This is a genomic window from Bremerella sp. P1 (assembly GCF_028748185.1).
Classification (GTDB): domain Bacteria; phylum Planctomycetota; class Planctomycetia; order Pirellulales; family Pirellulaceae; genus Bremerella.
Genome location: NZ_CP118164.1, coordinates 6,860,132 through 6,882,003 on the forward strand (window position 1 = coordinate 6,860,132; position 21,872 = coordinate 6,882,003).

Consider the following 21,872-nt stretch of genomic DNA (forward strand, 5'->3'; position numbering starts at 1 on the left):
TCCTAGATGGCTAGGAGTCCGTTCATAAATGCTGTCAGCCACCAGGGTGCTTCGGCAATGCGGTTGGATTGGAAAGTTGCTCTCGTTATGACCTTCGCGGCGCTACTTGGTAGCGGCTGCGCTGTGGTCCGTTGTGACGATATGCCGCTTCCTGTCGAGGCCTCGCACATTGCCTGCGACACGACCTTTCCTGAAGAGATGTCGCCGCTAGCAGGCAAAGAAGCAGAACCTCCGCCCATCACTCAGGAGGCCTGTCCGACCAGTTTTCTGGCTGGCTTCAATTTCCATCATCGCTGGAAAGCCTGGCTGCACGGCCATGAGCACACTCCGTCGGTGGCCCCGGTGATTCCGCCTCACTCGAGGTTTCATCCGGTTCCGACCCGCCCGGTCTTTGCTCAGCCAGTCATTTATTACGACGACATCCCGCGTCCGTTGCCTACCAAGATTGGCAAGCCGATGCCGGTCCCACCGCCGACGGATATCCAGCCGGACACGATCGATCAGGAAGTCAACGCTCCGCAGCCGCTCGATGAGGAACTTCGCATCGCGCGTCCTCTTTCCCTAGAAGGTCCCGTGCGTCCCATCGCCAACGGCTGGGAAGAGGATCCGCAGAACTAGCGTTTTCCCCTGACAGCACTGCCTGTTGGCCTTATCTACCTCATCCTCTTGCGAAGTCCCGCAAGCAAATCGTCCATCCCATTGACGCCTGTCGATCCGTCCAATGGTATGCTTGCTGTGCATCTTCGCGTAAACCGCATAGTTAGCGCATAAACGAAGACCTCGCTGGCAATTTAGGTTGACTCTACGGCCCAACTCGGGAGGGATGAAGCAACCGAGCCGTCTATTCCGATGACAACTTTCGGCCCGCTGATCCATCTCTCCGCCAGTCAGAAGCAACGATCGGAGCTGCGGTGCTATCAATACGTAGGTACTGAAGACGCTCCGGGTTGCCGAAAGACGAGAGATCTATGCGTTCACCCTCCTTGAATAACCTCGCTGTTCGTCTTTGCTGGCTTTTGCTCGCAACAGCAGTGTGCTATTCACCGGTCTTCTCCGGCCAATCTGCTCATGCCACCGAACTCCGCATGACGCCCATCGTCAAAGCGGTTCAAGGTGCCAAGGATGCAATCGTCAACATCCATGGCCACAAGACGGTCTCGACCGTTAGTGCCGTTGGCGGCGATACTCCCCGACAAGTCAATGGTATGGGCACCGGCGTGATCATCGATCGCCGCGGCTTCATCGTCACCAACCATCACGTGGTGGACGGTGTCCGACGCATTCAAGTGACGTTCAACAATGGCGAAACGCTGATTGCTCGCCTGATTGCCCACGACCTGACGACCGACCTGGCCGTGATTAAGGTCGATGCCTCGAAGGACCTTCCTTGCATTAACATTGGCAAGTCGACCGACCTGATGCCCGGCGAAACGGTCATCGCAGTGGGTAACGCCTACGGATACGAAAACTCGGTCACTCGCGGGATCATCAGTGCTCTGCACCGAAGCGTCCAAGTCACCGAGAACCAGAAGTACGACGACCTGATCCAAACCGATGCCAGCATCAACCCCGGCAACTCCGGCGGCCCGCTGCTGAACATCGACGGTCAGATGATCGGCATCAACGTTGCCGTTCGCGTCGGTGCCCAAGGCATCGGCTTCGCCATCCCCGTCGACAACGTCATGGAAATCTCTTCCCGCATGATGTCGACCGAACGCATGAGCGATCAGTCCCACGGCATTCGCGGCAAGACCATGTGGGAAGGCGACACCCCAGTCTTCAAGGTCACCGGCGTCGAAAAGGACAGCCCTGCCGATGCAGCCGGCCTGCGAATCGGCGACACGCTGACCAAGATTGGCGAACAAAGCATTCAACGTCAGCTCGACGTGGAACTGGCTCTGCTCAACCGCACGCTCAACGAAGAAGTGACTCTGGAAGTCGACCGAGCTGGCGAAACCGGCAAGCAGTTGGCTATCGTCACCAAGAGCGTTAGCGGAGCGACCAACGTTTCCGACCTGGCTTGGCGAACGATGGGTGTCCGCGTGAAGCCGATGCCAGAGAATGACTTCGCTCAGCTTTCCAGCCGATACCGCGGTGGCCTGCAAGTGACCGCCGTGCGAGCTGGCAGCCCAGCCGAAGTCGAAGGCATCCAGACCGGTGACATCCTGGTCGGCATGCACGACTGGGAAACGATCTCGTACGAGAACCTCGACTACATTCTGAAGAACAAGTCGGTGACCACACGCGGTGCGATTCGCTTCTACATTCTGCGAGAACGCGACACCCTGTACGGCGACATCAGCCTGGCCGCCACCCAGCAGGTCACGCAGCGATAAGACTGGCTCGCTGCAACATTCCTTTCCCCACGCCACGATAGGCGTGGGGCGAGCATCTTGTCCCCTCGCCCCTGAGGGGAGAGGGTTAGGGTGAGGGGCTCTCCCTCGCAGCATCGCTCTCTTATAATTCACAGGCAAACTAAACGTTCCTGTGAAAGGCTTTGATCGTGGAACAAGCGTTCCTCAAATATCTCGCCGCTCAGAAGCAATCCATCTCGCCCGATAGCATTGGCATCGGCGACGACGCGGCAGTGCTATCGTGGCAAGCCGCTCAAAAGCTGGTCGTCTGCACCGATCTGATCTCCGACGAGACCGACTTCCACCTGGCGGATGTCACGCCGCAGCAGATTGGTCGCAAAGCACTGGCCATCAACCTCAGTGACATCGCTGCCATGGCCTGTGAGCCCGTAGGAGCGTTCCTCACGCTGCTTCTGCCCCAAGGTGACGCCTCGCTCGACCTGGCGACAGGAATCTACGAGGGAGCCGCTCAGCTAGGCGAAACATACGGCTGCCCAATTTTGGGTGGCGATACGAACACGTGGCCCGGCAAAGTGGCCGTCAGCGTGACGGTGCTAGGGCGATGTCCCTTCGATAAGCCGCTGCTGCGCGAAGGAGCCCGGCCTGGGGACGCGATCTACGTCACAGGCACCCTCGGTGGCAGCATCCTGGGCGACCACATCGACTTCCATCCTCGTGTGCGAGAAGCGATCCGGCTTCGCGAGATTTGCGGTCTGACCGCAGGCATGGACATCAGCGACGGCATCTCGATCGACCTGCCACGCCTCTGCCAACGGAGCCGTGTAGGAGCCGAGATCGACGTCCGTGCGCTTCCCATTTCCGACGCGGCCCGTCAGATGAACCACTCGACCGGCAAGCCTGCGTGGTGGCATGCTCTGAACGACGGCGAAGATTTCGAGCTCTTGTTCACGGTACCGGAAGCGGAAATCGAACGGCTGGAAGCCCAATGGACGGAGTCGACCCCAGTGACAAAAATAGGAACCATTCAATCAGGCACCGACCTGTTCCTGCTGGACGAGTCAGGCCAGCGACAGCCCCTGGAGCCGGAAGGTTTCTCGCACCAATAGCCCAATACCCACCATGAGCAGCATCACCTGGGAAGCAACCAGCGAAGACGACACCAAGAAGCTCGGCACCATTCTGGCCGACGCCATCCCGCCAGGGACCGTCGTCGCACTGAACGGCACGCTCGGGGCCGGCAAGACGCGGCTGGTTAAAGCCATGGCCGACGCCCTGGGTATCCCGGCAGAAGACGTCATCAGCCCGACGTTCGTCATCATGCAGCGTTACTTTGGCGGCAAGACGCTCTACCATTTCGACGTCTATCGCATCAAAGACGATGACGAGTTTCTGGAACTAGGGCCCGAAGAGTATTTCGATTCCGACGGCATCACCCTGCTGGAATGGGCCGACCGCGTCGAGAACTGCCTGCCGCACGACTACCTGCGGATCGATATCGAAGTGTTGGGCGAGACTGCCCGGCAGTTCACGATCTCGTCCGTGGGGGAAGATCTGGAAAACGTGCCACTGCAGGTGAAGGACGCTTTGTAAACCAAAGCTTGGGTCGACTACTCAGCGGCCGGCATTCGCTCGGTGCCGTTGACCGTCACGTTTCCTTCGGCATCAATCACGACCTGGTCACCCACCTTGAGTGTGCCGTAGTCTTGATCGTTATAGACGAATTCAACTTCCGATTCGTTGATGCTATCGAGTTGAATCACGGCTTCGTCACCCAGAGTGAAACGTTTCGAGGCACCCGATTTTTCAGGCTCGAGGAAATCGGCATGAATCTCATCCTCCGTGCTCGCGCCACCGGCACTCACCGCAACCTGGAAGTCAATGCCAAACACCTTCGCCGTCCCGACACCGTCTTCGCTTTTGACGAAGTCGCCGGAGGTAGGAGGAATCGGTATCTCCGGCGACTGGCTGCAACCCGCGTAAACGAACAACGGGGTCAGCAATACGAGGGAAAGCAGTCGATGCATGATGAACATCCGTTTGAACTTTCAGGGAAAAGGCTTTGCGACTTCTGTGATTCGCACTTTGCTCGTGAATCTTGACTAGATCCAGCTGTGCTAACTCGGCACTTAGTTTATCCGAGCATTTCCATCCACCATAACTGTTTCCACACCTAAGCTTCTCCTGAAACGACCTTATCCGCAATTTCCAGTCGCTGCTCGATTAGTTGCTCAATCGTCCTCAATCCCTTCAGCTCGGTTTGGTCGATCAGCAGAGGTAGCGTGGCTCCATAGTCGGATACCGCATCCAGATCGTAGCTGCCGCGGGCCTTACCCCGCGCGTTGATGTAGGCCGAAGGATGGACACTGATCTGCTTGATTTGTTCGGCCGGAAGCTGCCGAGTGTTTCTCATCGGAAGCGGGCCACTGGAGACACGAATCCATGCGGGAGTGACCGTCACTTGGGTTCGGTTGATCAGCTGGCATAAAGCCAGGTAGCCCAAGCAGGTTGCCGGAACTCCGATCAGCAGAGACGCCAGAAATCCGAACAGCGTTCCTCCCTGAATAAAGCCTGCGATCGACCAGCCTTCGAGCCAGAGCATCAGCACACACCCGGCCATTGCCAGACCGACGATCGCAGCCGTCACCACAACCACAGGTAAAGCGCCGGCCCGATTCCAGTCGGCCGTGATCGTCAGCGTCGGGCCTTCTTCACGCAGTAGCAGGGTCACCGGCACATGGTCGATATTGCGCCGCTGCGGTGGATGCAGGCCCACCGACTTCCATACCGCCTGGTCAATCTCCAATTCCGCTTCGCAGTAGGTGCACTGAGAAGACGTCATCTTCTGTGGTGGCGGAGTCAGGGCGCCGCACTGAGGACAAATGAGCACGATCTTTTGTGTCGGCTCCGCGGCTTCCTGATCGAGACTAGCAGGCCCTGTTGTTGTAGCGGATCTTGCAGGCTGCGAGAGCTGGCCGGCGATGTGGGCGTTTAAAACGGCTCGGACAGCCCGGGGTACTGCCGACGACTTTTCATGTTTGATCAGCACGACCTTGCGACCGGTTTGGGTCACGGCATGCAGTTCGTACTGGTAGCCGGAACCTACGCTGATGCCGCCACGTTTCCGCTTCTCTTTCTTGCGATGGGTTTCCAACTCCTTCAGCTGTGTTAGCGGTAGCCGCCGCCACAGGTAACACGGCAGGGGCGGGTGCGATGACTTCAGCACACCGTCATCGATCGTAATCACCGAGCGATTCAAGAGCATCGCCAGCCCGGCGTACGCAAAGTGCACGAAAGCCAAGAAGGGAATCACCCCAAATAGAACCGAAAGCAAACGCTCCTGATTGAACTCACCTGCTTTCAAAATGGTAATCGCCGGACCCAGGTACAGCACGGCGAACCCAAGAGCGACCAGGGAAGCTACCAGCGACGCGATACCGGCATACCGATTCCAGTTCCACCAGATCCGTAGGCGATCTCCATCCACATAGATGTTGAACTTGGAGAGATCGACCAACGCGTTTCGAGACAGCTGAGCCGTGTCCGACGCCGAGTCCTCCGGAGCCAACAGCGTGATCGCCTCACAGAAAGTACAGTGCAACTGCGAGGGTTCACTGGCCGAAAAAACGTGCGCCCCACACTGCGGGCACTGGTGAGATTCCGTGGGTGCTGGGTGACTTGAATGCGACATTTGTTCTGCCTGTCAACAGGCAACGTCAAGAACTCGGACGTTTACTTGGGAATGCAGTCAGACTATAACCCCGTTCGCGGCTCAAGTATACAGTTGACCTCGTTACCAGAGGGAACGAACCAACCATATCCGTTGGTGATAATCGCGCCACCTGCCTGATCGGCCAGCGCGGATGCGGCGGCCATCTGCCGTAAACGGATCCCGCTATCGTAGATCACCTAAAGTGCGCGCTGGCCGTGACCATCACGCCGTTTCCTGGTCCGTGCACATCGCGAATTAGTACGTTCGGTTCTTCCAAGCCGCCGGCAAAGCCAATAGGTAAAAGCCTAGCTGGGATAAAGTAACCATCGCTAACGCAAAATGTACGACAAACTTGGCAACCGGCTCGTCCTGATAAACAGTCAAGGGAGATGCAATTCCCCAGAGCACTGCGAGTAAGAACGCTGCACTGAATACGCTAAAGAGCGTACCAATGGTTGAAGCGAAGCGTTTGTATTGCATTGTTCTGATACTGTTCCAAAACGAAGGAAAGTGGACGAACAATGCTAAAGGGAGAGCATCGGAAAGCCACTGATCGAACTCTAATCTGTCTGGAGTCTCGATACCGATGGCCGGCGAGATGAGTGGCCCAACCATCATTGCCAGAAAGGCCGCCTGGACGGCGATCGCGACAATCCCGGCATACGTCATTCGTGCTGGGCGTTGCATCCATAGCCAAAGTTTCCGCAGGGGAGAAACCCGTCGTACGGAAATCGGGCGATTGTTCAGGAAGTTGTTTAAGTCATCGATCAGTCTTTGTGCCGACTCATAACGATCCTGCTTCTTCTTCTCCAGACAGTGCAAGCAGATGGTCTGTAGGTCTCTGGGGATCCGGAGTTCGCTGGGAAACTCTACGAACTCCACCTCGGTGATATTCTTCAGAACTTCGATCGCACTCTTGCCTTCAAAAGGTCGCGACCCCGCCAGAAGTTCGTAGGCAATGACACCAAGGGCGAACGTATCGGTCTCAGGTCCGAGGGCGTCAACATCATTGATCGCTTGCTCGGGGGACATGTATTGAGGAGTTCCCAGCATTAGGCTTGAAAGCGATGTTTCGACTGTCTCGGACTCAAAAAAACGAGCAATTCCGAAGTCTGCAACTTTGAAGTTGAGAAGACTCAGATCCTGTTGATCGGCATCCTCGTCCGTGAGAAGTATATTCGACGGCTTAAGATCGAGATGGAGAATACCCTGACTATGGCAATAGGCAATCGCATCAGCTAACTTGGCGACAAAGGCCGCAACCGCCATCGGTGAGTGTGGACCCGGATTTTTCTCAAGCCAGGCCGCCAAATCACCCCCGCGGCACCACTGCGAAGCAATGAAAAGAAAGGGGCCTTCTGCTCCGGCTTCGAGAATGGAGACCAATGCCGGGTGATCTAGTTGCGCGGCCGTGCGTGCTTCTTGCAAGAACCGCCGATAGAGTCCCGGCACGCCAAGCACGTCCAGTCGCGGCATCTTGAGAGCAACGTCGCGCGAAAGACGCCGATCTCGAGCCAAAAAGACATGTCCCATTCCACCGTTACCAACGCGCTCGATGATTTCAAAGGCACCGACCACTGAACCAGGCGCTAGGAAACCGTGTTCGCCGGTCATACCATCCACCATGGCGAATTTCTGCGACGCCTCCGCGTTCTCGATGCCGTCGGATCTTGCAGGGGCGGGAAAACTTTCCGGAGCAGAAGAGATGGTTCCCGGATATGGCCCTTCTGCTTCCCCAGCTTCCAGATCACCTACGGCGCGGCTTAAAGTACCACTTCTGGCTTGTCCTCTTGCGCGAAGCAGCTGTTCAACGCGTTCTCTGTGCTCAGGAGCACCGGCACAAGATTGATTGACGAATTCCTGTCGTTCGGCTTCGTCCGGAATAGAAATCGCTTGGAGGAAGATTTCATGGACGCTTCTCTGCGGGCTCGACATGCGGCGACTACAATCCGATTCTTTATTAGTCGTCTAGTTCGATCGCGAACCAGCACAACGCATATTCCCAGAAGCTGTAAGCCACACTTCGAGAAATGCCCAGACATTGGGCAGCTTCCGTGACGGAGAGTCCGGCATAGAGTCTGAGCCTGACGAGTTCCGCAATACGGTGGTCTTCCTCCGCAAGCCTTTCCAGCGCATCGTCCAATTCCAGCAATCGGTCAGGCGTCAGGCCATCTCGTTGTAAGAGTTGTTGCATCGGTACGTCGAGCCGTCGAATATTGCCTCCGCGTTTCTGGCTCGACTTCTTGCGGGCATGATCAATCAGAACGCGACGCATGGCTTCCGCCGCGGCAGAATAGAAGTGGCCAGGCGAATCCCAGCGAGGTCCCAGACCGGGAGCAGCCACACGCGCGTAAGCCTCGTGCAGCAAAGCAGTTGCCTGCAGCGTGTGATCTATTCTCTCCGTGGCCATCCGCTTGGAAGCTAAAGCATACAACTGCTCGTAAACCATCGGCAGCACCTCATGGGCAGCCATTGGCTTTGGTTTTCGGTGTCGGCCGGACTCTGGTGGAATCGAGGACATGGCCCAATTCTATATGTGCCCACTGCAATTAGGAAGCGATTAATTGCGCTGGATACGCAGTTTTCTCGTGAGCCCCTGTGGGGATGGAAAGTCTCGACAAGAGGCGGTGTCAGGACTCTTTGCTTTGACGAAGCATTGCCTTCTTCGGCCTTTCGCGTGGGCGGCGGGTGGAATTTAAGTTCAGGCGACGGGCGGCCTTGCAGGACCTAGGCTGGGTCGCGCCCCAGCGATATGGTTCGAGAACGAACAAGCAAACTGAATCGAAGATGCCTTGAAAAACAAGACCATCTTACGGATGAGACCTGCCAAGCTCACAAAATAAACCGGCTCAAATCCTCGTCCTTGCTCACCTCGTCCAGCCGCTGCTTCACGTAGGCGGCGTTGATTTCGACCGTGCCGTATTTCATGTCGGGTGCCTCGAAGCTCAGTTCTTCCAGCAGGCGTTCCATGATCGTGTACAGCCGCCGGGCACCGATGTTTTGCGTTGTTTGATTGATCTGAAACGCGTACGAGGCGATCTCTTCCAAGGCATCGCTCGTGAAGCGCACGGCAACCTCTTCGGTCTTCATCAGCTCGACGTATTGCCGCGTAAGGGAGGACTTGGGCTCGGTCAGGATCCGCACGAAGTCTTCCTTGGTCAGGTCGGATAGCTCGACGCGGATCGGAAAGCGGCCTTGCAGTTCTGGCATCAGGTCGCTGGGGCTTACTTTGTGAAATGCTCCCGCAGCGACGAACATCACGTGATCGGTATTCACGTAGCCGTACTTCGTTTGGACTGTGGTCCCTTCCACGATCGGCAGCAGGTCGCGCTGCACGCCTTGGCGGGAAACGTCAGTGCCGGTTTTGCCTTCGTTGGCAACGATCTTGTCGATCTCGTCCAGGAAGATCATGCCCAGGTTCTCGGCCAGTTCGATAGCCGCTTCATAGATGCGTTCTTTGTCGAGCAAGGCTTCCGTTTCCTGTTCGATCAGCACCGTGCGGGCCTGGGCCACGGTCATTTCGCGGCGGGTGCTATTCTTGGGCATGATCTTTTCCAGCATGCCTTGCAGATCCATATCCATCTGCTCCATGCCCATCCCGCCGATCATGACCGGCGTGCCCTTTTGCTCGACGGTCAGCTCGACCGTGCGATCTTCCAGCTGGCCGGCCTCCAGCATCTCTTTCATCCGCTGACGCGAACGTTCGTGCTTCTCTTGTTCGTCCGGCTCGCCGCTGCTCAGGGCAGGGCGGGGTGAGATCAACTGATCGAGCAAACGACGTTCGGCCCGCTGCTTGGCTTCCTCTTGAACGGCCTCGCGTTCGGTCTCGCGGACAATGCCGATTGCGTTATCGACCAGCTCGCGGACCATGCTCTCGACATCGCGGCCATAGTAACCCACTTCCGTGAACTTGGTCGCTTCGACCTTAACAAACGGAGCCCCGGTCAGCTTGGCCAGGCGGCGAGCGATCTCGGTCTTGCCCACGCCGGTCGGGCCGATCATGAGGATATTCTTCGGCGAGACTTCCTGCTGAAGCTCCTTCGGCAGATGCTTGCGCCGCCAACGATTACGGACCGCGATGGCCACGGCCCGCTTGGCTTCGTCCTGCCCGACGATGTCGGCATCGAGCATCTTCACAATTTCGCGTGGCGTGAGTTCCTGGTTGGCTTTCGACATTAGTCCATCTCCACGCGATGTATCTTGATGTTGTCGTTGGTATAGATATCGATGTCGGCGGCGATCTTCAAACTTTCGCGTACGATCTCCTCCGCCGAAAGGTCGCTATGCTTAACCAGGGCCTTGGCTGCCGCGGTGGCGTAGTTTCCGCCGGAACCAATCCCCAGGATGCCGTCAGTCGGCTGAATCACATCGCCGGTGCCTGAAAGCAACAGCGTCTGCTGCGCATCGACGACCACCATCAATGCTTCCAGGCGGCGCATCGCGCGGTCGGTTCGCCACTGCTTGGCCAGCTCGGTCGCGGCCTTGGGGACATTGCCGGGAAAATCTTTAAGGAACGACTCGAAGCGTTCCATCAGCGCGAACGCATCGGCCGTGGAACCAGCGAAACCGCACCACACTTTTCCGCCCAGCAAGGGACGGATCTTCGAGGCGTCCGATTTCATCACGCTGGTGTTCATGGTAACTTGGCCATCGCCGCCGATCGCGACGTCGCCCTTATGACGTACGGCCAGGATGGTTGTAGAGCGAATTCTCATGCGGGGAGTCCTCGCGAGCTTTCTTGTCGATTGCTAGGCTTAAGGTTATGGCCCTGTATTGTGGCGCAATTTGCTGCGATCGGCTAGGAGTTGCCACCGAGGACACAGAGAGCAGTGAGGACTTGGGAAAGAAGGACCTACCACGGATTACACGGATAAGCACTGATAAGAAGGGAATTGAATTGTCTGTCAGCAGTGACTCGCCGATTTCCCTCTCACTAATCTGTGTCTATCCGTGTAATCCGTGGTTGTTCCCTCGTCTATCTTCCCTCGGTGCTCTCTGTGTCCTCCGTGGCTAAAATCTTGGCTGTTAGTTGTTTCCTATTTTGATCGTGCCCATCATGTCTGAACCACTGCCCAACCCGCTTTTGATGACGCCTGACAACACCGTGCTGTTGGTGATTGACATGCAGGAAAAGCTGCTTCCGTCGATTCCTGATAGCGAGCGTATCGTCTGGAATGCACGGCGATTGTTGGACGGGGCCGAAATCCTGGGTATTCCAGCGTTGGGCACCGAGCAGTACCGCAAAGGGCTAGGGGCAACCGTCGCGCTGCTCGCCGAGAAATTGGGAGAGATGCCCAACAAGCTTCATTTCAGCAGCTGCCAGTCCATCATCGCCAAGCTGGAAGAGTTCAACCGGCCGAAGATTCTAATCGCTGGTATCGAGGCGCATGTGTGCGTGCAGCAAACGGCACTCGACCTGCTTTCGCTGGGCTATGATGTCTACCTGGCGGCCGATAGCGTCGGCTCGCGTTACCTGCACGACTACGAGTTTGCTCTGCGACGCATGGAATCTACCGGCGTGACGCTGACCACGACCGAGTCGGCCTTGTTTGAATGGTGCCGAGCCGCTGGTACCCCGCAGTTCAAGCAGATCAGCCAGCTGGTTCGCGAAGAAGGACCTTAAGCGATCGGCGCCAAGCCCAGACCACCCAGGTACTGATCGAAGTGCTCTTTCAGCTCTTGAGCCCGAGCATCGGTCCACCAGACACGAAACGCTTCGGCCTTCTCGTCGAACTGGATACGCTCGTGTTCGGCCAGCTGTAAGAGAAACGCTGGGAACTTCTTGGTGGCCGTTTCGTTTTGCCAGCGTTGGATCTTCTCGACCGCCGTGTGATGGTCGTTAATCACGCCCAGCTTCGACTGCACTTCTTCGAACGCAGGGTACAGTTCTTCGCGAAAACTATCGGGGAAGCCGCACTCGACCAATTCCATCGCGTAGCGGACCTTCTTGCCTTCGATCCGCATCTGATGCAGCGACTCAGGCGACTCGCCGAGCAAGTGCGAAAAATGGAAGAAGCGAACCACCAGCGGTTCCAGCAGCGTGGGTGCCATCTGTTCGACCGACTCTTCTTCGGCGACTTCCCGCCAACGCGTACGCAGGACGACGCCTTCGAATTTCTTGGCCAGGTGTTCCGACTTGGCCCACTCCCAGGCCTGCACCACCTTGGGCTGCGCCGCCTTGCGAAGACGCGTGAGAAACGCCAGCACGTCGGCCTTGTCGTCGTCGCCGATGACAAACTTGGCCTTGCGGATCCGCTTAATGAAGACATCCAGGTCGCGGGCCTCGCCACCGGCTTTGCGGAGCTTCTGGGTCGCTTTCCGGACAACCGTCGAACGCTTCAGCGGCAACAGCGAGGCGAACAACTGCAGCGCGGCTTGCGTGCGACGCGACCAGGTTCGCAGGTGATGAACGTACTCGACGTCTTCTTTCCAACGATTGGCGGCCAGCGGAAGGATCTCGAGCATGCGACTCGAACGCGTGCTGATCGCTTCCTTCGCAACTTCAGAAATGGCGTGCCCTGGCTCGATCTTACCGAGCCAGTTGTTGTTCTTTCCCATGGAGCTAACTCTAGTCGTTCGACGTGCGACTCACCGCAGGTCGATGTAGTCCGAACCGGATATCGGTATCGAACGCTTTGCAAAACAACTCGGTGCGTGATCGAGCTGCCCACAAGTCGACTTCCGGGTCGCCGGTGGCCTCGATCGAAACATAGATGTGATCGGGATGCTTGGTGACTTCCACCTTGGATACTTGCTGGCGGTGGCTGCGGTCGAGCGCCCCGGCCACACGCAAAATGGCAGCCAACTGCTTGACCCGCGTCTGGTCATTGTCGCTCAAACGCGTGAAGTTCGCATGCTTTTTCTTGGGATTTGCCCCACGATGGTACCGGGCCACGTTGGCCACAATTTCCAGCGCATGCCGCGAGAAGCCAGGCAGCTGACTGTTGAGAATCAAGCTGTAGCTGTGTTTGTGGTGCTTTTCGTAGTTAATCAGGTAACCGACGTCTTGCAGCATTGCCGCCGCGTAGATCGTTTCGTCATCGGTCTCTCGCAAGTCGAACAGCGGCGTCATCTGTCGAAACAAGCTGACGGCCAAATCGGCAACGTGATGCGTGTGGATCATGTCGACCCCACAGCTCCGCGCGAACGTCGACATGGCTTCCTGACGACGCTGCTCTTCGGCCGCTTTATCTTCGGCCGACCCAGGCTCAAGCTCTTCCATCATCGTCAGCATCAGACCATCACGAATGCCGCGGTCGTGAATCCGTAGTGTGTTCACGTCCATCCGGTGCATCAGCCGATCGATGATCGCAATGCCAGCGACAATGATATCGGCCCGGTCCGCGCTCAGCCCCGGCACGTTCTTACGTTCCTTGAGCGTCATCTTGCTGAGCGTATCGAGCGTATGGCTGACGTCGGCGCGGTGAATGCGATAACCCCACTCCATCTGGCCCACTTCGCCGCGCTGCATCATGAGGATGCTGGCCAGCGTGGTAAACGTGCCGCCGGTACCAAAGAGAACCTGCGGCACAAAAGGGCGGCGTTTGATCATCGGCTTCAACTCTCTGTCGATGCCGGCGATCATCTTCTTCAGGCTGTCAGGCGTCGAGAAGAGTTCTTCGTTGATGCCGTACTGCTCGGTCACGCGCACGCAGCCCAGCTTGGTCGGCAAGATCTCTTCGATGTGGCCGCCGCAGGCAAAGACGATCTCGGTACTTCCGCCGCCGATATCGGCGATAGCGACGTTCATGTCGCGCACGTCGAAGGCCTGAGCCACACTGCGGAATGCCAACTGGCCTTCCATGTCGGCCGAGATCACTTCGATATCGATTCCTACTTCGTCCTTAGCGCGTTCGCAGAAGTACCCACCGTTGCCCGCTTCGCGTACGGCACACGTAGCGATGGTGCGGATATCATAGACGCCGAAGCCTTCGGCAATCTTCTTGAAGCGGCGCAGGGCACTGATGGAACTATCGATCGCTTCTGGATCGAGATTGCCGTTGACCGACAGGCTATGTGCCAAGCGAGTTGACTCCCGTTCTTCATCGAGCACGCGGTAGTCGAACCCGGCCAGCTTCTGTGCGACCACCAGCCGCATGCTGTTCGAGCCGATATCGATCGCGGCGCAGCGGACAGGTTCGTCACCGTTCTGCGCGCCAAGATCCGACTCCAGGCCGGTCAGACGTATTTCGGTCGGTTGTTGGCTCATAGGGTCGCCATCCTTACGTCAAAAGTTCGACTAGATGCATATTCAAAGTCCACCGTACACGACACAATAGGGCACACTTGTCGTTGTTGCTGCGAATCGTTGTTCGGAGCAACTGCCATAAGAATCCTCGCCTGCCACACGATGGCCGAAAGAGACCACGGATGATACGAATGATTTTGATGCGGCACGCCAAGAGTTCTTGGGAAGATGATGTCGCCGATTTTGATCGCCCTTTGAATCGTCGCGGTCTGCGAGACGCTCCTCGCATCGCTGCGGAACTATCGGATCGAGGCTGGAGCCCCGACGTGGTGGTTCATTCTGCCGCTCTGCGAACCACCCAGACCTGGGAAATGATGGCAAGCCATTTTCCCGAGGTACGACAGGTTGTTTCCGCAAAGTCGCTCTATCACGGATCTCCGTCCGATATTCGCCAGGTTGCGGAATCATTGCCTGAGGATTGCGGCACCTGTTTAATCATCGGGCACAATCCAGGGTGGGAATTAGCGGTTCATCAATTGTCAAGCCAAAACGTCCGCATGACAACCGCTAACGCTGCGTTATTTGAGAATGTTACCAGCGCCTGGCCGTCTGCGTTCACCCAAGCGGGTGCCTGGAAGTTTATCGATGTGCTGCGTCCCAAGGAACTCGCCTCGTAAGCTTGTACGACCCTCATAAGTGGGATCGTCCACCTCCAGCCAGAATTTTTTACCCAGCCGCATAATTCCCCAACGGTCACCAAGGGAATTCGCATTGCCGCAAGGTCAACGCTTGCGGTGCGATGCCGCGCCGCTAGTCATTTCACGGCAGAAGCGCAAGCGAGCGGCCGCAAGCGAGACTCTCGACATGCTTGGCTTGATGTCCAAAATAGGTCGGTAGAACACCCTGACGATCGCCGATTGAGGCATCCCGGCTGGGGCCTCTCGTTCTGAAAAAACTTTAGGAGCATACGCATGTCGCACCAAGTCTGTCTGCTTTCCGGCGATGGGATCGGGCCAGAAATCACCAATGTCGTTCAGGAAATCATCGAAGCGGCCGGCGTGACAATCGAATGGATCCCGTGCGATGCGGGTCTTTCGTCGTACGAAAAACATGGCGACCCGCTGCCGCAAGAGACCCTCGACAACATCCGCACCACTAAGCTGGCGCTGAAAGGTCCTTTGGCCACCGCCAGCGGCACCGGCTTTCGCAGCGTGAATGTATCGCTCCGCAAAGAGCTGCAACTTTACGCCAACTATCGTCCGGCCAAGTCGCTCAAAGGGGTGCCAGCTCCGTTTGAAGATGTCGACCTGATTGTCGTGCGCGAGAACACCGAAGGTCTTTACAGCGGGCTCGAACACACGGTCGTCCCTGGCGTGGTCGAAAGCTTACGCGTGATCACCGAAGCTGGCTCGCGCCGCATCGCCCAGTTCGCTTTCGACACCGCTCGTAGCCTGGGCCGCAAGCGTGTGACCTGCATTCACAAGGCCAACATCCTGAAGCTCAGCGACGGGCTGTTTCTTGACACGTGCAACAAGGTCGCCAAAGACTATCCCGACATCGAGTACGACGAGTGCATCGTCGACGCCGCTGCGATGAAGATGGTCCTCAACCCACATCAGTTCGACGTGCTGGTCATGGAAAACCTGTTCGGCGATATCCTCTCGGACCTCGCCAGCGGTTTGGTCGGTGGCCTCGGCGTGACGCCCAGCGGTAACCTGGGAACCGATGCGGCCGTCTTCGAAGCCGTCCACGGTACCGCCCCAGACATCGCCGGCAAGAACATGGCCAACCCAACAGCTCTTCTGCTGAGCGCCACGATGATGCTCAAGCACATGAAAGAAACCGAAGCCGCCAAAAAGATCGAAGCCTCGCTCTTCTCGGTTTTGGAAGAAGGCAAAACGCTCACCGGCGACTTGAAAGGCTCGGCCTCAACGACTGAATTCGCCGAAGCGATTATTGCCAAGCTGGATACGGTGGCGGTTTAAAGATTACCGTCACTCAACGGTGAGACTTCGATTAACTGCAAAGCAGGTGCACAGAAGTTCCGTTGCCCAAGCACTAACACTCAAGGGGGTTGCGATGCCACCCCTACAGGTGTAGCATCTCTACTCGAGTCAGAAGTCCTTTTTCTGTGGTGCACTCTGACTCGACTGCTTGGCTTTCGCTTACACTCGGCCTGGAAGAATTTGCATGCTTCTTAACCGCCTGAGCTACTCTCATCTCCTGGTTCGTAGTTCGTTCATCCTGCTTGTGGCATGGATGTTGTTGCCTTGTGCAGCGCATGCGGAAGAGTTCAGTGATGACGCAATCTTTGCGGCAGTCGAAAAGCAATCGAGTAGTTCTTCACGGATCCGTAAGCTCTATGTGTTTCCGCCTGGACGAAACAAACGCATTACGTTCATTCGGACCGACGACCACAAGCTCTTTGTCATCGATTGGGCTGAGGATCTTGTGTTCTATATGCCGTATGCTCCGGAAAAAGCAAAACGCAAGATGAGCGCATATCGGGCAGAGTTCTCACATGTCGTGAAGAAGACCGTACAGGACGCCATTCGTAATCACGATGAAAAGATGCAAGCCAAAGTCGTCGAAATCTTTGCGTCTAAGGTCGCTAAGATTCGCCCGAAGACAATTTCAGATCCACCTCCAGCTGTACTAGATTCCTATCACATCAGCTACGCATCACTTAAGGGAAAGCATAACTTCCCGAGCACCTTGCCGCTTACCGCAAAAGTAAACGTTGGAGACAACACCTACAGCCTGAAGACTACACTGCAGTATTACAGCTTGCCGAACATGCGTGTAATTACGAAGTGATCGATTCACGTTGTTTGGCAACACTATCCTGGCGCGTAAAACGGATAACGAACCGCGTTCGCGCGAGCACTACTTCTAGCCCTCGCGCCGTGTATCACCGTAGACGGTATCCACTTCTTCAAATTTTCGCTTGAAGCGGGACTTCGCCTGTTTTAGCTGTTCGCGCAGCGCCGTCGATTGCCGTTCGGGTCGTAGCCCCGGCCAGTTCGGGCACTCTTTCATCAGTTGATCCCAGGGAGCACTGAACTCTTCGCGGGGCTCTCCCAGGATTAAGGAAGCACGGTAGGCGAGAACATACCGGAATGCCCAATGGTTATCGGGAAGACACACCTTCATTGCCTCGTGCGGATACTCATCACTCCAGACGAGCCCGCCGGAAACGCCGTCGTAGATGCAGATCGCATTGGGGTCCCAGATTGTCTGGCGTAAGATGGCCAGCGCACGATCCGGGAAGGTCCATTGATGGTTCATCGGAAACTAGTATCAACCTGGCCTTCACCAGGACAAACACACTCTTGCTGCAGATTCGATTTTGACACACCGCTATGGTAGCCTATCAACTACCCCAAAAGCCAGTCACTTGCGCCCGAAACTCGACTGGCTATGCTAGTCATACCCAGCACACAGATGCCGATATGGCTGATGAAAAGTTCAGCAAGCGGATTGATGGCATTGATATCGCGGCGGCGTTAAAGTTGTGGAGAGAGTTGATCGACGGAAAATAGCCTCGTAGCCCCAACTATCTCGCCTGGGAACTCCGGAATGCGTACCTACTTAAAAGTTCTTACAACGGCCGTGGTCTTCGTTCTCTCTCTCGGGCAAGACTCGTCGGCTCAGCCGACCAATGTATCAGAGGATGACGCCATCGCGGCGATCGAAGCATTGGGTGGCGAGGTGCGAAAAAGCGGCGGAATGGTCATCGGGGTGCACCTTCGCTTTACCCAGGTTAAAGATGCAGACTTAATCCATCTGAAGAAACTTTCCGATCTCCAAACACTGAGTCTCTCTAACACCCAAATCAGTGACGTGGGACTTGCTCATCTCAAAGGACATAAGAAGCTGAAATTCCTCGGCCTGATTCGCACTCGGATCACCGATGCCGGCATGCCGCATCTCTCCGGTTTGGCCAATCTCGAGCAACTCTACCTCGGCAAAACAAGTATCACGGACGCAGGCATGGTGCATCTCGAAGGCATGACAAAACTGAACCGGCTCCATCTTGAAGACACCCAGGTAACGGACACCAGTTTGAAATACCTACGGGGTCTCAAAGACTTGCGATCACTGCACCTGGAAAATACGAATATCACTGGCCCCGGTCTGATGCATCTGCAAGGTCTGCCCAAGCTAACGTGGCTAGATTTGGCAGGCACAAAAGTCGATGACGAAGGACTCGCCCCTTTAAGAAAAATGAATGGGCTAGTGCACTTGTTTCTAAGCGACACCCAAATAAGCGATGCTGGGCTCGCACATCTTGTTAGGCTGTCGTCCCTCAAAACACTGGAAATCGACGGCACAGATACCAGCGACGCGGGTATCGCTCACCTCAAAGACCTGGCGAACCTACGTCACTTGAGTTTGTCTAAAACCAACGTCACCGATGAAGTAATTGAGCCCCTCAACGGAATGAAAGGATTGCAAGGCCTTAGTCTCTTCAAGACGAAGACCACCGAGCAAGGCCGGCAAGCATTGCGCAAAGCTCTGCCCAATTGCATGATTCAACCAGAAGACAAGTAACTCTGTGATCCAGCGGCACCCGTCTGATAAACTCCTTCTTATGTCCGATCTGCTGGCAATCCAGTTCCGCATTCGTTTCAAGACTCACGCGAATCCGCGTAACTCCTTCGAACATTTCACCGCTTGTTATTCATGCCGCAAAAGCTTTGAACTATGTCTTGGATGATCACGGATCGAGGAGAACTCGAAGGCACATGCTACATCGAAATTCTGCCTGGCAAGTTCCAAGGTGAATGCTGGAACTCCCAGTCGGTTTTCTTCGACGAAGAGCATTTCGGTTTTATCGAACCGACAATCATTCGACACTGCCCCGAGCATGACCACTATACCTTTACCGATATCGATAAGACTATGTGGGAAGACATACTGGCAGACCTGCAGCGTCTGCATCAATCCATCGGTGACGCGTCGCGATTGTCGGATCTCCGCGGTGAGGTCGACCTGTTCTTCACCACGACCAAGCAGCGCTTCCTCGAAGCGGAAGCTGACAACATGCAGAATCTACGGCAGATGCTCAATGACTTCATTCTATGGGCTCGCAACACGTTGGAATCGCACGATTCAATGGCCGTTCTTGGGATGTAACGTCCGTCATACGGCATGAACACAAAACACGCTCCCCGCCCATCCCTGAGAAACCCAAACATCAATTCTGCATTGGTGCATGGTACGCGACGGGAATCCTCATCCTGAGTCATGGGGGCTAAATGCGACCGAGTGCAGAAGCAGGTCACTTCTCCCTACCAATTTTTTTCCAAGCGCACTATCTTCAGGCGGCATCAGGCTGGTATACCTAGATCTCACGCGGGGACGCTTCCCCGAAAGCCATCGCCACTCTCGCGATGTTTCGTCTTTTTAAGCCACCACATGCCCGCACCGTCATAGGCATTTCACCCCCAATCGTCACGAGTATCACCATGTCTACAGCCAGCGCACAACCTGATCCCAGCGGATCGTTCTCGCCAGAGAACGCCCCGCAGGTCGTGGTGCGCGCCGGCAAGACCTACGTGTGCTCGGCCTGTGGGACGTTGGTCGAAATTCCGGCCGACGTCGTTGGGCAGTTGGTCGTTGCGGTCGATCATTCGTCGCAGGATCAACAGGACAGTGAACCCGATGCGCGAGAAGAAGCGACCAGCGTCGTACCCGCTGTCGATCCGGTAGCCAGTGGTAACACCGTGCAGACTGAACAGCGGCCGCCGGCCACCAAGCCAAAGCCGTCTCGGCCGCTGCGTCCCAAACGTCCTGAGCAACCAGAGTCGAACTCGCTTACCGGCGAATTGATCGACGGGCTCCGGGTTCCCTCGGCCAGGCAACTGGATCGCGCGCTGGCGTGGGTCTCGTTTCACCTGAAGGTACTCGACCGGCAAGGGAGCGAAATCAATCGGCTGCGGAAGCTCTTGAAGAAACGCTCGACGTCCGGGGTGCCACGCCCAAGTCTTCTTGGGCGTGCTGAAGAGGTCCCCCAACAACAAGCGGTAGGACGCGCCGGTCGTGCGAAGCCAAGACACGCCCAAGCGGACTTGGGCGTGGTACCCGATCGGGATCACGAAACGGAACGCGGACCTCCCTGACAATCTCTTGTCCCCTCTCCATGGCAGGGCGAGGGGACAGGAAAGCGGCGCATGCATACGCCGTGGTTGGAGCAGACAAAAAGCCCCGTTTTGCTGTAAAATCAGGGGGTTGGTTAACCGCGTTTCGACTTAGCGGTCAATCCGATGGACATTAAGTCTTCTCGGAGAGAACCCATGTTTACATTTCGCAGCAAAATCCCCGTTTCGGTCGCCACGGCGTTTCATTGGCACGAACAGCCAGGGGCTTTAGATCGGTTGATTCCTCCGTGGGAAGACGTCCAGATCGAGCAGCGAAGCAGGTCGATTGCGCCCGGAAGCCGCGTCGTGTTGAAGATGCACGTTGGCGGCTTCCCCGTGCGCTGGGTTGCCGAACACACGGCCCTGGAACCGAATAAGTATTTTCACGATCGCCAGGTTTCCGGCCCCTTTGCCAGGTGGGAGCATACGCATCGTTTCCTGCCCAGCGAAGATGGCCAATGCGTCCTGGAAGACGAAGTCGATTACCAGATCCCAGGCGGAAGCCTGGGGACTCGGTTTGGCCGCTCGAAGGTCGAGAAGATGCTGCTCCAGATGTTTCGCTATCGGCACGATACGACTACCTACGATTTGATTGCCCATGCCCGTTATCAGGAACGTCCGACGATGAAGATTGCCATCACTGGTGCCAGCGGGCTGGTCGGCTCGCAGCTGGGGCCGTTCCTCACCACCGGCGGGCACCAAGTCGTGCCCATCTCTCGCTCGGCCGGCGAAGACACCATCCAGTGGGACATCAAGAAACAAGAGATCGACACGGCGAAGCTGGAAGGGCTGGATGCCGTCATTCACCTGGCCGGCGAAAGCGTGGCGGCCCGCTGGACCGACAAGAAGAAGCAAGCCATCCGCAGCTCGCGCGTCGATGGAACGCGTCTGCTATGCGAGTCGCTGGCGAAGCTGGAAAACAAGCCCAAGGTCTTAGTGTGTGCATCGGCTATGGGCTTTTATGGCGATCGCGGTGATGAAATCCTGACTGAGGCCTCGCCCCCTGGGGATGGTTTTCTGGCTGATGTGTGCCAAGAGTGGGAAGCGGCCGCGCAGCCGGCTCGCGATGCCGGCATTCGCGTGGTGCATGCCCGCATCGGGATTGTGCTGAGTCCCAAGGGGGGCGCATTGGCCCAAATGCTCACGCCGTTCAAGCTGGGCGTCGGTGGCAAGATCAGCACGGGGAAGCAGTGGTGGAGTTGGATCTCGCTGGACGATGTCGTGGGCAGCCTGCATCACTTGATGATGAACGACAACATTCAAGGGCCGGTTAACCTGTGCACTCCGAAGGCCGTGACGAACGAGGAGTTCACCAAGACGCTGGGCAAGGTGATTTCACGCCCCACGTTCTTCACCGTCCCCCAATTTGCGGCGAAGCTGGCCATGGGAGAAATGGCCGACGAGATGCTCCTTTCCAGCTGCCGCATGGAACCAAAGGTGCTGGAGCAAACCGAATATCACTTCCGCGAACCCAACCTGGAGCGTTGTCTGCGGAAGCTGCTGGGTCGGCAGTAGCT

At 56.6% G+C, this 21,872-nt stretch carries 21 protein-coding genes; 12 read left to right on the top strand and 9 right to left on the bottom strand.

Features of this window, described 5'->3' with window-relative positions; translation table 11 throughout:
• Positions 1-57 precede the first annotated feature (57 nt).
• The 4 genes from PSR63_RS27750 to tsaE all read left to right on the top strand — a co-directional run bounded on the left by PSR63_RS27750 (position 58) and on the right by tsaE (position 3,905).
• Positions 58-618 (top strand): hypothetical protein, encoded by a 561-nt coding sequence (locus PSR63_RS27750; RefSeq protein ID WP_274329509.1) that lies wholly within the window; start codon positions 58-60, stop codon positions 616-618.
• 350 nt (positions 619-968) lie between these two features.
• Complete coding sequence (locus PSR63_RS27755; protein ID WP_274329510.1) at positions 969-2,336, top strand: trypsin-like peptidase domain-containing protein; 1,368 nt, start codon at positions 969-971, stop codon at positions 2,334-2,336.
• Positions 2,337-2,503: 167 nt separating this feature from the next.
• Positions 2,504-3,421, top strand: coding sequence for a thiamine-phosphate kinase (locus PSR63_RS27760; protein ID WP_274329511.1), 918 nt, complete (start codon positions 2,504-2,506; stop codon positions 3,419-3,421).
• Positions 3,422-3,434: 13 nt separating this feature from the next.
• A complete protein-coding gene (gene tsaE, locus PSR63_RS27765) occupies positions 3,435-3,905 on the top strand; it encodes a tRNA (adenosine(37)-N6)-threonylcarbamoyltransferase complex ATPase subunit type 1 TsaE (RefSeq protein ID WP_274329512.1) in 471 nt (156 codons plus the stop codon).
• A 17-nt stretch (positions 3,906-3,922) separates the two neighbouring features.
• Here the strand turns inward: tsaE and PSR63_RS27770 are convergent, their stop codons facing one another.
• The 6 genes from PSR63_RS27770 to hslV all read right to left on the bottom strand — a co-directional run bounded on the left by PSR63_RS27770 (position 3,923) and on the right by hslV (position 10,739).
• Positions 3,923-4,339 carry a hypothetical protein gene (locus tag PSR63_RS27770; RefSeq protein WP_274329514.1) on the bottom strand — a complete coding sequence of 139 codons (417 nt, stop codon included), beginning with the start codon at positions 4,337-4,339 and terminating at the stop codon, positions 3,923-3,925.
• 146 nt (positions 4,340-4,485) lie between these two features.
• Complete coding sequence (locus tag PSR63_RS27775; RefSeq protein WP_274329516.1) at positions 4,486-6,003, bottom strand: hypothetical protein; 1,518 nt, start codon at positions 6,001-6,003, stop codon at positions 4,486-4,488.
• A 276-nt stretch (positions 6,004-6,279) separates the two neighbouring features.
• Complete coding sequence (locus PSR63_RS27780) at positions 6,280-7,959, bottom strand: serine/threonine-protein kinase (protein WP_274329518.1); 1,680 nt, start codon at positions 7,957-7,959, stop codon at positions 6,280-6,282.
• Positions 7,960-7,984: 25 nt separating this feature from the next.
• Positions 7,985-8,545, bottom strand: coding sequence for an ECF-type sigma factor (locus PSR63_RS27785; RefSeq protein WP_274329520.1), 561 nt, complete (start codon positions 8,543-8,545; stop codon positions 7,985-7,987).
• Positions 8,546-8,856: 311 nt separating this feature from the next.
• Entirely contained in the window at positions 8,857-10,200 is a 1,344-nt protein-coding gene (gene hslU, locus PSR63_RS27790) for an ATP-dependent protease ATPase subunit HslU (RefSeq protein ID WP_274329522.1), read from the bottom strand.
• Entirely contained in the window at positions 10,200-10,739 is a 540-nt protein-coding gene (hslV, locus tag PSR63_RS27795; RefSeq protein WP_274329524.1) for an ATP-dependent protease subunit HslV, read from the bottom strand. Before hslV ends, hslU begins: the two co-directional genes overlap by 1 nt.
• A 341-nt stretch (positions 10,740-11,080) precedes the next feature.
• Here hslV and PSR63_RS27800 point away from each other — a divergent pair, with 341 nt between their 5' ends.
• Complete coding sequence (locus PSR63_RS27800) at positions 11,081-11,647, top strand: hydrolase (RefSeq protein ID WP_274329526.1); 567 nt, start codon at positions 11,081-11,083, stop codon at positions 11,645-11,647.
• Here PSR63_RS27800 and PSR63_RS27805 read toward each other — a convergent pair.
• Both PSR63_RS27805 and PSR63_RS27810 read right to left on the bottom strand, forming a co-directional pair.
• Positions 11,644-12,582 carry a CHAD domain-containing protein gene (locus tag PSR63_RS27805; protein ID WP_274329528.1) on the bottom strand — a complete coding sequence of 313 codons (939 nt, stop codon included), beginning with the start codon at positions 12,580-12,582 and terminating at the stop codon, positions 11,644-11,646. The two genes, PSR63_RS27800 and PSR63_RS27805, sit on opposite strands and share 4 nt — an antisense overlap.
• A 10-nt stretch (positions 12,583-12,592) precedes the next feature.
• Positions 12,593-14,233 (bottom strand): Ppx/GppA phosphatase family protein, encoded by a 1,641-nt coding sequence (locus PSR63_RS27810; RefSeq protein ID WP_274329530.1) that lies wholly within the window; start codon positions 14,231-14,233, stop codon positions 12,593-12,595.
• Between the two features lie 161 nt (positions 14,234-14,394).
• Between PSR63_RS27810 and PSR63_RS27815 the strand changes: the two genes are divergently transcribed.
• From PSR63_RS27815 to PSR63_RS27825, 3 genes are all read left to right on the top strand, one after another.
• Positions 14,395-14,889: a SixA phosphatase family protein gene (locus tag PSR63_RS27815; RefSeq protein WP_274329532.1), complete on the top strand. Its 495-nt coding sequence runs from the start codon at positions 14,395-14,397 to the stop codon at positions 14,887-14,889.
• Positions 14,890-15,183: 294 nt separating this feature from the next.
• Positions 15,184-16,197 (top strand): isocitrate dehydrogenase (NAD(+)), encoded by a 1,014-nt coding sequence (locus PSR63_RS27820; RefSeq protein WP_274329534.1) that lies wholly within the window; start codon positions 15,184-15,186, stop codon positions 16,195-16,197.
• 205 nt (positions 16,198-16,402) lie between these two features.
• Complete coding sequence (locus PSR63_RS27825) at positions 16,403-17,029, top strand: hypothetical protein (protein ID WP_274329535.1); 627 nt, start codon at positions 16,403-16,405, stop codon at positions 17,027-17,029.
• A 75-nt stretch (positions 17,030-17,104) separates the two neighbouring features.
• On the opposite strand, the gene PSR63_RS27830 is transcribed toward PSR63_RS27825, so the two are convergent.
• Positions 17,105-17,500: a hypothetical protein gene (locus PSR63_RS27830; protein ID WP_274329536.1), complete on the bottom strand. Its 396-nt coding sequence runs from the start codon at positions 17,498-17,500 to the stop codon at positions 17,105-17,107.
• A gap of 291 nt (positions 17,501-17,791) precedes the next feature.
• On the opposite strand from PSR63_RS27830, the gene PSR63_RS27835 reads away from it, so the two are divergent.
• The 4 genes from PSR63_RS27835 to PSR63_RS27850 all read left to right on the top strand — a co-directional run bounded on the left by PSR63_RS27835 (position 17,792) and on the right by PSR63_RS27850 (position 21,870).
• A complete protein-coding gene (locus PSR63_RS27835; RefSeq protein WP_274329538.1) occupies positions 17,792-18,766 on the top strand; it encodes a leucine-rich repeat domain-containing protein in 975 nt (324 codons plus the stop codon).
• A 153-nt stretch (positions 18,767-18,919) separates the two neighbouring features.
• Positions 18,920-19,351, top strand: a complete 432-nt coding sequence (locus tag PSR63_RS27840; protein WP_274329540.1) for a hypothetical protein — start codon at positions 18,920-18,922, stop codon at positions 19,349-19,351.
• Positions 19,352-19,683: 332 nt separating this feature from the next.
• Positions 19,684-20,337, top strand: a complete 654-nt coding sequence (locus PSR63_RS27845) for a hypothetical protein (RefSeq protein WP_274329542.1) — start codon at positions 19,684-19,686, stop codon at positions 20,335-20,337.
• A 174-nt stretch (positions 20,338-20,511) separates the two neighbouring features.
• Complete coding sequence (locus PSR63_RS27850) at positions 20,512-21,870, top strand: TIGR01777 family oxidoreductase (protein WP_274329544.1); 1,359 nt, start codon at positions 20,512-20,514, stop codon at positions 21,868-21,870.
• Positions 21,871-21,872 lie beyond the last annotated feature (2 nt).